Consider the following 12,273-nt stretch of genomic DNA (forward strand, 5'->3'; position numbering starts at 1 on the left):
CGCGGGCCGCACTGGCCTCAACCGATCCTAGGCGGTCGTTGTTCCCGCCGACGTCCTCGCCGGAGCCGCCCTCTCACGGGACGGGCGTGGGCCCGGCGAGGATGCCGGGGGCGCCGGGTGCGCAGCTGCGGCGCGCGGCCCACGCCGTGCTCTCCCCGTCGCGCGTGACGACGACGACGACCGCGGGAGCGCCCTCGAAGGTGGCGACGTCGGCCGACACCGCGTCCGCCCCGGGGCCCGGGGCGGCTCCTCCGACGGCGCCGAGCGCCTCGAGGCAGCCGGCGAGCCCCGTGGGGGTCGCGATCGGGCCGACGGTGGGCGACTCGGCCGCCGTCGTGGAGATCGGCAGCCCGGGCCGGTCGAGCAGCTCGCGGGCGCGGGTGCCGAGGTCGCCGGAGCGGTAGTCCGTCGTGCTCAGCTGGATGTGCGGCGCGCCGGGCGTGGTGGAAGGCGTGGTGGTCGGTGCGGTGGTGGTCGGCGTCGCGCTGTAGGAGGAGCCGCCCACCACGGCCGCGCCGTTGGGACGCTTCGTCAGGTGCAGGACCGAGGCACCCGCCGCCACAACGACCGCCGCGGCGGCGACGGCCGCGACGAGGTAGACCGGCTTCGGGCGCCCGGGACGGTCGGCGCGGGGCGGCAGGGGCACGACGGTGCCGTGGCCACCCGTCGCGAGCGGACCGGGCTCGACCCGCAGGAGCGCCTCGTGCGCGAGGGCCGCCTCGATGCGGTCGGCGACGTCGGCCGGCATCGGTCCCGGGTCACCCGCGTCGGCGAGGAGGGCACGCACCCGCTCACTCGTGCCGGCATCGAGGTCGGGTGCGTCGCCCTCACCCGGGAGGGCGGTTTCGTCAGGGTCGTCAGGGGTGCGCGCGGAGTCGTCCACGGGTGCGGTCCTTCATGGCAGGCGTGTGGTGGTCGTGCGGGCAGGCAGGGGTATGCCGGACGCCGTGGGTTCGACGGCCCCCTGTGGCCGTCGGGTTCCCACCGGATTCAAGCAGATCCCCGGGAGGGGTCGGCTCAGGGCTCGGCTCAGGGCTCGGCTCAGGGCTCGGCTGCGGGCCGACGGCCGGGCGTCAGACCGAGGTGCGCGGCGAGCGCCGCCCGCCCGCGGGCGCAGCGGGACTTGATGGTGCCCTCGGCGACCCCGAGGATGACGGCGGCCTCGGCCACCGGCACGGCGTGCATGTCGACGAGCACGAGCGCCGCACGCTGGCCCTCGGGCAGCGACGCGAGCGCCTCCTGGATGTCGATGCGCACCTCGGTCGAGCCGTGGTCGTCGTGCCGGTCGGCCAGCTCGTACTCGGGCAGCGGCGCGGTCGGCTTGCGGCGGCGCAGCCGGTCGAGGCAGGCGTTGACGACGATCCGGTGCAGCCACGTCGTCACGGCGGCCTCGCCGCGGAAGGAGTCGGCGCGGCGGAAGGCCGCGATGAAGCCGTCCTGCACGCAGTCCGCGGCCAGCTCGGGGTCGCGCACGGTGCGCAGGGCGACCGCCCACATCCGGTCCTTGTGCCGACGGAAGAGCTCCCCGAAGGCATGGTCGTCCCCGGCGACGTGCCGTGCGAGCAGCTCCCGGTCGCTCAGTTCGGCGATCGGGGCGGCAACCCCCGAGGTCACGGTCAGCGCACCGTCACTTCACGCACCTGGGCGCGGTAGTGGTTCGGGGCCTCCGCGGGGGCGGCCTTGGTGACGAGGACGATGATCTTGCTCGCGGGCTTCAGCGTGCCCGTGGCCTTGATCGTGACCGTGCCCGAGGCGCCCGAGGCCGAGCCGACCTCCTGCGCGCCGTCGAGCGACGTCGTCGAGCTGGAGTCGGTGGCGTAGACCGTGACGTCCTGGGCGGCCGGGAGGTCGAGCACGACCTCCTTGACGACGGTGGGCGCGCTGAGGTCGAGCAGCAGGCCGAGGCCGTCCTTGCCGCCGTTGTAGTCGGCGGAGCCGTACCAGCGCGAGCGCCACTCGGTGCCGGGGTCGCCGTCGAAGGCCTTCGCGGCGCTGCGGTCGGACTCGGTGCCGTCCTGCGGGTCGAAGCCGGTGGCGCCCGTGATCGAGACCGGCGCGGCGGGGGGCGCCTGCGTCGTCGTGGTCGGGGCCGGGGTCGTGCTGCTCGGCGTCGGGGTGGCGCTCGGCGTGCGCGTGCGGGTGATGGTGATGACGGGCGCGGCGGCGCCGTCGTGCTCACCGATCTTGGCGACGTTGTTGATGCCGATGACGAGCGCCACGACGACGAGCACGCCGACGAGGGCGAGCGCGATGCGCGACTGGGCCCCGCTGGGCGCCTCGGGCACCTCGCGACCGAAGACCGGCAGGGGCGGCTCGAGGCGGGTCGGGGGCGCCTCGTCGAGCGCGTCGTCGAGGTCGATGTCCTCGCCGTCGAAGTCGTCGTGCGCCGCGCGACGCTCGGCCGCACGCGCGGCGGCCTTGTCGGCGGCGGCCCGGGCGAACGAGCCGACGCGGTCGCCGATGGCACCGGCCACGCCGGCCGCGGCCGCACCGGCTGCGGAGATGGGGCTCGGGCCGCTCGCGGCCGTGCCGGCACCCGTGGCACCGGCGGCGGCGCCCGCGGCTCCGGCGCTCGCGACTCCGGTGACGGCTGCGTCCTCGCGCGTCTGGTCGTAGGGCGCGTCCGCGTCCGCCTCGTCCGGTCGTACCGTCTCGAGGGCGGCCGTGGCGTCACCGACCGCCGGCAGCACCCGGGTGGGCTCGTGTTCATCGCGACCGCGCCGGCGGATGCCGCCGGCGCCGTCGGAGGCCGGGGCCTCGGCGGGCCAGGGGGCGATCTGCAGGGCGAGGTCGCCGGGCGACACGGGTCCGCGCTCGCCGCTGCCCAGCGTCATGCGGCAGATGAGGTCGAGGTCGTTGGGCACCCCGACGGCGATCTCGGAGGGTGCGGCGACGCCGCCCACGATGGTCGGTGCGGACTCGAGACCGACCGGGCCACCGGCGGGGATCAGCCCGCCGTCGACGGCGACGAGCGGCCAGCGGCCGGTGAGGCCGGCATACGCGATCTTGACGAGACCCACGGCGTCGGCGCGCGAGGCGCGCTCGTCGGAGAGGCTGTCGGCCTCGGTGAGGGCGGCCTCGGTCGCGAGGCCGCGCACCTTGACGCCGCCGTCGGGCATGCGCAGGACCGAGCTCGGCGTCAGGGCCAGGTGGTGCAGGCCGCGGTGGCTCGCCTTGTCGAGCGCGGTCGCCGCCTCACCGGTGAGGCGGCGCACCTCGTCGGCGGGCAGGCCACCGTCCTGCAGCAGGTGCGAGAGGGGCTGGGCGCCGGTGAGCGGCTCCTCGACGATGAAGCCGACGCCGGAGTCGGTGCCGACGTCGAGCACGCGCACGAGGCGCGGGTCCTCGATGCCGGCGGCCCGCCGGGCGGCATCGAGCGCGGCGGCGGCCACGGACGACGCGGCGGGGAAGCAGACGAGCACGACCTCGCGCTCGAGGGTGTGGTCGTCGGCGCGCCACCGCTCGTGGTGCGCGCCCGCTGAGGTGCGGCTCGTCACGGCGTAGCGGCCGCCCAGGACCGACCCCGGTCCGACTCCCTGCACGTGCGTCACCCTCCCTCGTCAGGTCGTGCGTGGATGCGTGGCTCGGGAGACATCCTAGGCGGAGTCACGGCGATCCCCGCCGCGCTGGTCGCCGACACCCTGGTGGGCCGCGGTGACCGCCTCGATGTCGGCGATCTCGTCGACCCGGGAGGTGCCGCGGAGCACGGCGCGGGCGACGCCGACGAGCAGGACGAGCCCCACGAGGGTGCCGCCGACCCAGTAGATCGTGGCGTCGAGCGGGTTGGCCGAGACCTCGATGACGGCGGGCGAGCCGATGACCGTGCCGTCGGCCGTCGTGAGGTAGGCCCGCAGCTGCGCGCTGCCGGCCGCGACGGCCGTGACCGGCACCGGCACGTTGGTGCGCGAGGCCGGCCCGATGGCGATGGACCCGGGCTGCTCGACGACCTGGATGCGGGGGTTGTTCGGCGTCAGGCGCAGCCGGAGGTCCTCGACGGCGTAGTCGAGGCCGTTCTCGATCGTCACCTGCAGGGTGCCGGACTCGGCGAGCAGGTTGACGTTGCGCGAGACGACCTTGATCGCGCTCGTGGCGGCCCGCACGTCCGACGCGACCGAGCTCGACAGCGTCATCCACGACCCCCGCTCGTAGCGCCACCGGGCGCTCGCGAGCTCGTCGAGGACCTCGCGGTACGTGGCGGCGAACGTCGCGCCGTCGCGCAGCACCGACGAGACGCTGAGGAGCGTGTCACGCTGCTCGGCCATCTGGGCGAGGCGGCGGGCGTTGAGCACCGGTCGGGGAGCCGCGGACGGCACGGTGGCCGCGGGCTTCGTGGCGGCGACGGCCTTGTCGTCGCCGGAGTCGGTCAGCAGCTCGGCCGCGTCGACGGTCCGGAGCCACGGTGCGGAGGCGGTCGCCGAGAGGAACGCCGACAGGTCGGCGGCGTCGGGGTCGTAGTCGCGCCGCGCCGTGACGAGCACCGAGCGGGGGGTGCCGGCGCGCTCGCCGAGCAGCACGAGGGACTCGGCGAGGTAGCGCTGCACCGACAGCACCGGGCTCACCGCGCCGCGCTTCGGCAGCAGGGCCGACAGGCGGGTGTCGGAGGCGAGCAGCCGCGTGCCCTCGGCGCCGACGCGTCGGGCCGTGGGGGTGTATGCCGTCGCCCGGGTGACGGCGGCCGCGTCGACGACGATGCCGGCGGGCTTCTTGACCGAGGTGCCGGAGAGCAGGGTGCGGATGCCGAGCTCGCGGCCGGCGGGCAGCAGGCCGTCGACCGGCCAGACGACGTCGGCCCGGGCCGGCTCGCCGAGCCGTCCGGTCAGGGTGGTGGCCCGGGTGACGAGGTCGCGCACGAGCACGTTGGCCGGGTCGGTGCCGACCGTCGCGGCCACGTCGGCGTCGGCGTAGGGCAGCGCCCAGACGCTGCGGCCCTGCAGCTGGCGCACGACGTCGTCCCCGAGCCGGGCGATGGCCACCGCGGCCTCCGACGGCGCGGTGGTGCCGGTCGGCGTCGAGGGCGCGGTCGGCGTCCCGGCGCCCGGCGAGGACGTCGCGCCCGGCGTCGGGGTGCCGCTCGGCGGCGCGCCGGCACCGGACGTGGCGGAGCCGGACGGGGTGGAACCGGGGATGGATCCGGGCGTGGAACCGGGGCTGGAGGTGCCGGCCGCGGGCGAACCGGTCGGGGTGCTGCCGGTGCCGGTGCTGGACGTGGTGGGGGTGCCCTGGCCGTCGGCGGAGGGCGGCGGCGTGGGGCCGAGCACGGAGGGGTCGACGGCGAGGGTCACGTCGGCGCCGAAAGTGCCGCTGAGCAGGCGGTTGACCCGCGACCCGGCACCGATGGCGTGCTGCCAGGCCTGCTGACGCGTCGGGTCGTCGCGCGAGAAGAGGTCGACGTCGGGGTCGAGCGTGACCGGCAGCACCGTGGCGACCTGGAGCGGCACGTACTCCTTGCGGCTGTTCCACGCCACGAAGGTGCGCACGGCACCGGTCGGGGCCTTGGCGCCCTCCTGCACGACCTCGACGGCGATCGGCACGGCGGCGAACGGCTTGGCGCTCGAGAGCCGCTCCCACGGGATCGTCGTCGTGAACGACCGGGTCTGCCCGGCCCCCACGGTCGGCAGCGCGGTGGTGGCGACGGTGGGGCCGTCGGCCCGGGTGCGGCCGGCGGCCCAGTCGTCGAGCGCCTGGCGCTGGTCGACGGTCACCTCACCGCGCACGACGCGCAGCGTGGGCCCCGAGAGCGGGCCGGTGAGCGGGGCCGTCACCGTGCCGGAGACGGTGACGTCGGTGCCCGCCCGCACCACCGTCGGCGTCATCGCCCCGAGCACGACGACGGCGACGTCGGTGGCCGGGGTCACCGCGGGCCGCGCCGACCCGGCCGCCTGCGGGGGCGGTACGGCGGCGGCCCGGCTCGTGGGGTGGGCCGTGGCGAGGGTCGCGGACCGCGCCACGGGCACGGTCGCACCCGACGGCATACCTGCGAGGACGGCGAGGGCGGCGACCCCGGCCGCCGACAGGGCCCGTGCGACGCGGGGGCCGCGGCGCCCCCTCGTGCCCGGACGCCGCCCACCCCGGGCGCTCACGTCGTCCCCGCCAGCCGGTTCCACGCCGCCTGGGCGATGCGGCGCTCGTTGGGGAAGGTCAGCCTCCGGTGCACCTCGTCGAGCCGCATCCAGGCGACGTCGATGGCCTCGTGGTCGGGGTCGTTCTCGATCGAGAGCTCCCCGCCCGTGGCCTCGAGCAGGTAGTGGTGGACGAACTTGTGCACGCGGCGGTCCGACGTGGCGAACCAGTAGTCGATGGTGCCGAGCTCGATGAGCACGCGCCCGACGATGCCCGTCTCCTCCGCCACCTCGCGGGCGGCGGTCTCGACGAGCGTCTCCCCGGGCTCGACGTGGCCCTTGGGCAGGCACCACTCGACCCGTCCGGCGCGGTTGCGCCGCGCGATGATCGCGATGAGCGCGAGTCCCTCCTGCACGTCGACGACGATGCCTCCGGCGGAGCGCTCCTCGACGGCGGGCAAGCGCCTCCCCGGCACGTGGCTGGGGGCGGGCTGTGCACTCACATCGCCACCATAACGGCAGGTCAAGGCGGGGCCCGGTGGCTCACTAGGCTGGGGGCGTGCCAGACCGTCCCGACACGCCCGACGCCGACCCCACCGACGCCGGTCTCCCGCTCCTGCGGGCCGCCGTCGCCCGCCTCGCCCCCGTGCTGCCGATGCTCGGCGAGCTCGGCGAGCGCTTCGCCGCCGCCGGGCACGAGCTGGCCCTCGTGGGCGGACCGGTGCGCGACGCCTTCCTGGGTCGCGTCTCGCCCGACCTCGACCTCACGACCGACGCCCGGCCCGACGAGATCGTCGCCGTGGCGGCGGGGTGGGCCGACGCGCACTGGGACATCGGGCGCGACTTCGGCACCATCGGCCTGCGCAAGGGTTCGCACGTCATCGAGGTGACGACCTACCGGGCCGACACCTACGACCGCACGTCGCGCAAGCCCGAGGTGATGTTCGGCGAGAGCCTCGAGGGCGACCTCGTGCGGCGCGACTTCACCGTCAACGCCATGGCCATCCGGCTGCCGAGCCTGGAGTTCGTCGACGTCCACGGCGGCCTGCCGGACCTCGTGCGCCAGCGGCTGACGACCCCCGCCGCCCCCGAGGAGTCCTTCGCCGACGACCCGCTGCGGATGATGCGGGCCGCGCGGTTCGCCTCGCAGCTCGGGTTCGAGGTGGCCCCTGAGGTCGCGGCCGCGATGACCGAGCGGGCCGGCACGCTCTCGATGATCTCGGCCGAGCGGGTGCGCGACGAGTTCACCAAGCTGCTGCTCTCGCAGCGGCCCCGGCTCGGGCTGCGCCTGCTCGTCGACACCGGGCTGGCCGACGTCTTCCTGCCCGAGCTGCCGGCACTGCGCCTCGAGCTCGACGAGCACCACCGGCACAAGGACGTCTACGAGCACTCGCTCATCGTGCTCGAGCAGGCCATCGACCTCGAGGGCCCGGCGGACGGACCGGAGGAGTCGGTGCCCGGCCCCGACCTCGTGCTGCGCCTCGCGGCGCTCCTGCACGACATCGGCAAGCCGGCCACGCGCCGGTTCGAGGACGGCGGTGGCGTCTCCTTCCACCACCACGAGCTCGTCGGCGCCAAGCTCGTGGGCAAGCGGCTCAAGGCGATGCGCTTCGACAAGGAGACGACCAAGGCCGTCGCCCGGCTCGTCGAGCTGCACCTGCGCTTCCACGGCTACGGCGACGGGCAGTGGACCGACTCGGCCGTGCGCCGCTACGTCACCGACGCCGGCCCGCTCCTCACTCGCCTGCACCGGCTGACCCGGTCGGACTGCACGACCCGCAACGTGCGCAAGGCGCAGCGGCTCGCCCGGGCCTACGACGACCTCGAGCAGCGCATCGGCCGGCTGGCCGAGCAGGAGGAGCTGGCCCGCATCCGTCCCGAGCTCGACGGCAACGAGATCGCCGCCACCCTCGGCATCCGGCCCGGCCCGGTGCTCGGGCAGGCGTACGCCTACCTGCTCTCGGTGCGCCTCGACGACGGGCCCATCGGGCCGGACGCCGCCCGCGAGAAGCTGCTCGCCTGGTGGGCGGCGCGCGAGTCGGAGGACTGAGGCCGGTGCGGGTACGAGGGACGCACGACCTGCCGGTGGGGAGTGCTCCCCATCGCCGCAGCGGGCCGGGCGCCCTAGGCTCGACCGATCTGACACCGCTTCGCTCGAGTGGTTGACTGACCGCGCCGTCCCCGGCCCCCGCGGGAACGACCGAAAGGAACGACCCATGACCACCCTCGCCTACCCGAGCGCCGACTTCCCGGGACCTCCCGCGGTGGCGCTCGAGGTGCCGGATGGTTGGGAGCCGGCGCATGCCCCGGGCACCACCATGGCGGCGCGCCTTCCCCGGTCGGACGCCTTCGCCCCGAACGTCGTCGTCACCGTCGAGCCCTGCGCCCCGGACCACCGCCTCGAGGACTCCCTCGAGCTCGTGCGCGCCCGCGCCGCCTCGCGTGGTGGTGGCGTGTCGCAGCCGTATGCCGCCGAGCTCGGTGACGCACGCTTCGTCGGGTGCGACGCGAGCTGGCCCGACGAGGACGTCGAGACCGTGCTGCAGGCCAACCTCTTCCACGTCGTGACCCCGACCCCCGGCGTGGCCGGAGCGGGCGGCGCGGCCGGCGCGGCCGGCGCGGTCGGCGCGCACCTCGTGCAGCTGACCGGTGCGGTCGGCGGTCCGACCGCCGAGCAGGACTACGAGCTCATCCGGGCCGTCCTGACGACCGCGCGCGTCACGCCGTGGACCGGCGGCGACGCATGAGCGCCGCGCACCCCGTGCTGTCCGTCGGCGTCGTGACCGACGTGGGGCGGGTCCGGGCCCACAACGAGGACGCGGCCCTCACCCGCGGCACGGTCTTCGTCGTGGCCGACGGGATGGGCGGCCACGCGGCCGGCGAGGTCGCGAGCCGCATCGCGAGCGAGACCCTCGTCGAGCTCGCCGACCGCCCCGCCATCCAGGTGCGGGACCTCGTGGCGCAGGTCGGTGAGGCCAACCGGCGCATCCTCGCCTCGGCCGCACGGCACCCGGAGCAGACGGGGATGGGCACGACCGTGGCGGGTCTCGCCCTCGTCTCCGTGGGCGGGTCGCGGCACTGGGCCGTCTTCAACATCGGCGACTCGCGCGTCTACCGCCTGCTCGACGGCGACCTGAGCCAGGTCACGGCCGACCACTCCGAGGTGTGGGAGCTCGTCGAGCGCGGGTTGCTGACTCCCGAGCAGGCGCGGGTGCACCCCGGTCGCAACGTCGTCACCCGCTCGCTCGGGCGCGACCCGATGGGCGTCGTCGACACCTGGGTCTTCCCGCCCTACCCCGGCGAGGTCTTCGTCATCTGCTCCGACGGGCTCTCGAACGAGCTGACCCACGAGCAGATCGAGGCCGTGCTCCTCGAGCACCCCGACGCCGAGGCCGCCGCCGAGGCGCTGGTCCGCCGGGCGGTCGAGGCCGGGGGGCACGACAACGTCACTGCTATCGTCGTCGCGGTGCAGGGGCAGGAGTCCGACTCCGACGTGGACGAGGACACCACCCCCCGCCAGAACGTGAACGGCTCATCAGGGGAGAGCAGGTCGTAGACGTGAGTGGCCCGTCTGTCGTTGTCGAGCGGGCTCCCGACGGGTGGACGCACATCGGGGGCCCCGGCATGCACCTGCTCATCGCCCTCGACGAGGACGACGAGCGCACGCTCAGCGCGAGCGACGCCGCCGACGGCGGTGACCTCGACGACGTCGTCGAGGTGCTGACGACGGGAGGCATGCGCAAGGCGCACCACTTCGTCGGCGCGCACTGGCAGCCGCGCACCCGCATCGTCGCCTTCGGGCCGGTGGCGGCCGTCGTCACCCTCGCCGACGGCACGGAGCACGAGGTGCGCGCGACGAGCAGCCGCGTGTGGACCGACCTCGAGCTGCCCGAGCACCCCCAGCGGGTCGTGCTGCGGGTGCTCGACGACAACGAGCGGGCCGCGCCCGTGCCGCCACAGACGCTCGGCGCCGGTGGCGTCGTCGCGGCGGCCGGGCCGACGGACGTGACCGGGCCTGCGGACGCGACGGACGCGAGCGGCACGGCAGACCCGCGGCCGGATGCCGGTGCGGACCACGCCGGCACCGACGACGCGGGCGTCGACGACCCCGACCTCGACGACGCCGGTACGACGGACGCCGGTACGACGGACGCCGGGACGACGGACACTGCGGACACCGCGGCCGGCTCGACCGACGCCGAGACCGGCAGCAGTGCCGGGAGTGCGAGCGGTGCCGGCGACGCCGACACCTCCGACGGCACCGACACCGCAGGCGACGCCCACCCCCTGCCCGCGGCCCCGCCCACCTTCGCCGCCACGGCCGGCGAGGTCGACGCCGCCGGTGCGACGGGCTCCCGCGGCTCGAGCTGGGACGGCAGCTGGGCGCGGCACGTGCCCGACGTCGCGCGCCCCGCGGTGCCCCCGGTGCCCGCGGTGCCGGCAGCACCGTCCGCGTCACCGCCGGCCGGGCTGCCGTCGGCGTCCGCCCCGACGGGCGCCACGACCGGTCAGGCCGCACCACCGGCATCGCCCGAGTCGGTCCCGGCGCCCGCCGTGTCCGTCCCCGCGCCGGCCCCGACGCCCGAGACGGCTCCGCAACCCCAGCCGGTCTCGCGGCCCGAGCCCGTGCCGGCCCCGACGCCTGAGCCGGCCCCCGAGCCTGCCCCCGAGCCTGCCCCGCAGCCCGCGACTGCTCCAGAGCCGACGCCGGAGCCGACGCCGGAGCCGACGCCGGAGCCGACGCCGGAGCCCGGACCCGTCCGCGTCCCGGCGCCCCGGGACGTCGAGTCGACGTGGGCGGTGCGCCCCGTCGTCGACCCGGAGCCGGTCGCGCAGGCGACCCCGGCGGCCGAGCCCGAGCGCAGGTCCGAGCCCGTGACCGAGGCCGTGACCGAGCCCGCGGCCGAGCCGGCAGGAGCGGACGACCTGCCCGCAGCCGCCCCGAGCTACGACTACCTCTTCGGGCACACCACGGCGGCCGACGAGCACCGCCGCGTGCTCGCGCAGCTGACCCAGCCGCACGACGACGACACCGCAACGGACGGCGATCCCGAGCACCTGGGCGCGGCGCCCGCCTCGATCCCGGCCGTGGCCGATACCGCGCAGGCGCCGGTGACGAACGCGCCCGCGGACCCGGCTGCGGCGGCCCCGACCGTGCCGGGGCCGGGCCGGCCGGCTGCCGGCGGTCACGCCCCTGCGCTGCCCGAGGGCGGCCTCATCTCGTCGGTGCCCTGGGCGCGCCCGTCCGCGGCACCTGCCGCGCCCGAGGCTGCCCCGGCCCCCGAGCCGGGGGTGCCCACCTTCTCGGGCCGGCACACGCCCCCGCCCGCGCCGAGCCTGCTGCCGCCGACGCTCACGCCGCCACCGGGTGCGCGCGCGCCCGAGGCCACGCCGCTCATCTCGACCGGCCCCCCGCCGCGCGCGACCACCCCGCCCGCGGTCGGCGAATCGGTCGGCGAGCAGAGCTTCGACGTCCCGCTCGTCGCGCCGACGGCGAGCCCGGCGCCGACGGCGACGCCTGCCCCGACGCCGGCCCCGACAGCCGCCCGGACCCCGACGCCGGCCCCGACAGCCGCCCCGACCCCGACGCCGGCCCCGACCGTCTCCGGCAGCTTGCACCCGGCCGCCGGCGTCGAGATCGACACCGCCGACCCCGACGAGGACGACGCGGAGCTCACCGTCGACCGGAGCGCCCTGCTCGAGGCCCAGAACGCCGCGCAGCAGCTGGCGTTCTCGGGCCCCAGCGTGCTCGCCGTGCTCTGCTCGGCCGGCCACCCGACGCAGCCGCACAGCGACCGGTGCCGGGTCTGCGGTGCGGGCATCCCGCCGCAGGAGCCCTTCACGATGCCGCGCCCGCCGCTCGGCGTGCTGCGGCTCTCGACGGGCGACGTCGTGACGCTCGACCGCAGCGTGCTGCTCGGGCGCTCGCCGCGGCCGGGCGAGAACCTGGCCGCGCACGATCGGCCGCACGTCGTCAAGGTGCCGAGCCCGGAACGCGACGTCTCGCGCAACCACCTCGAGGTCATCCTCGAGGGCTGGCACGTGCTCGTGCGCGACCTCGGCACCACGAACGGCACGACGGTCGCGCTGCCCGGGGAGCAGCCGCTGCGCCTGCGGGCCAACGACCAGCAGGTGCTCGAGCCCGGCTCGCTCGTCTCGATGGCCGACGAGATCACGTTCACCTTCGAGGCGGCGCCGTGAGGGCCGCCCCGAC

Annotated in this window: 9 protein-coding genes; 4 read left to right on the forward strand and 5 right to left on the reverse strand. The window is 76.3% G+C overall.

What is annotated here, in order from left to right:
- Nucleotides 1-73 precede the first annotated feature (73 nt).
- The 5 genes from ABT295_RS15310 to ABT295_RS15330 form a co-directional block, all read right to left on the reverse strand.
- Nucleotides 74-883, reverse strand: a complete 810-nt coding sequence (locus tag ABT295_RS15310; protein WP_352395261.1) for an RsmA family anti-sigma factor — start codon at nt 881-883, stop codon at nt 74-76.
- Between the two features lie 158 nt (nt 884-1,041).
- On the reverse strand, nt 1,042-1,614 hold the full coding sequence (sigM, locus tag ABT295_RS15315) for an RNA polymerase sigma factor SigM (RefSeq protein ID WP_352395262.1): 573 nt from the start codon (nt 1,612-1,614) through the stop codon (nt 1,042-1,044).
- 2 nt (nt 1,615-1,616) lie between these two features.
- Complete coding sequence (locus ABT295_RS15320) at nt 1,617-3,542, reverse strand: protein kinase family protein (RefSeq protein ID WP_352395263.1); 1,926 nt, start codon at nt 3,540-3,542, stop codon at nt 1,617-1,619.
- 54 nt (nt 3,543-3,596) lie between these two features.
- A complete protein-coding gene (locus tag ABT295_RS15325) occupies nt 3,597-6,080 on the reverse strand; it encodes a DUF6049 family protein (protein WP_352395264.1) in 2,484 nt (827 codons plus the stop codon).
- On the reverse strand, nt 6,077-6,562 hold the full coding sequence (locus ABT295_RS15330; RefSeq protein ID WP_345505765.1) for an NUDIX hydrolase: 486 nt from the start codon (nt 6,560-6,562) through the stop codon (nt 6,077-6,079). The genes ABT295_RS15325 and ABT295_RS15330 overlap by 4 nt, the downstream gene beginning before the upstream one ends.
- Before the next feature lie 56 nt (nt 6,563-6,618).
- On the opposite strand from ABT295_RS15330, the gene ABT295_RS15335 reads away from it, so the two are divergent.
- The 4 genes from ABT295_RS15335 (at nt 6,619) to ABT295_RS15350 (ending at nt 12,260) form a co-directional block, all read left to right on the forward strand.
- Nucleotides 6,619-8,109 (forward strand): CCA tRNA nucleotidyltransferase, encoded by a 1,491-nt coding sequence (locus ABT295_RS15335; RefSeq protein WP_352395265.1) that lies wholly within the window; start codon nt 6,619-6,621, stop codon nt 8,107-8,109.
- Nucleotides 8,110-8,275: 166 nt separating this feature from the next.
- Complete coding sequence (locus ABT295_RS15340) at nt 8,276-8,806, forward strand: hypothetical protein (protein ID WP_352395266.1); 531 nt, start codon at nt 8,276-8,278, stop codon at nt 8,804-8,806.
- Nucleotides 8,803-9,615, forward strand: coding sequence for a PP2C family protein-serine/threonine phosphatase (locus ABT295_RS15345; protein WP_352395267.1), 813 nt, complete (start codon nt 8,803-8,805; stop codon nt 9,613-9,615). Before ABT295_RS15340 ends, ABT295_RS15345 begins: the two co-directional genes overlap by 4 nt.
- Nucleotides 9,616-9,617: 2 nt before the next feature.
- On the forward strand, nt 9,618-12,260 hold the full coding sequence (locus ABT295_RS15350) for an FHA domain-containing protein (protein ID WP_352395268.1): 2,643 nt from the start codon (nt 9,618-9,620) through the stop codon (nt 12,258-12,260).
- The last annotated feature ends 13 nt before the right edge of the window (nt 12,261-12,273 follow it).

It is taken from the genome of Terrabacter sp. NPDC000476, from assembly GCF_040300125.1.
In the GTDB taxonomy this organism is placed as follows: Bacteria; Actinomycetota; Actinomycetes; order Actinomycetales; family Dermatophilaceae; genus Terrabacter.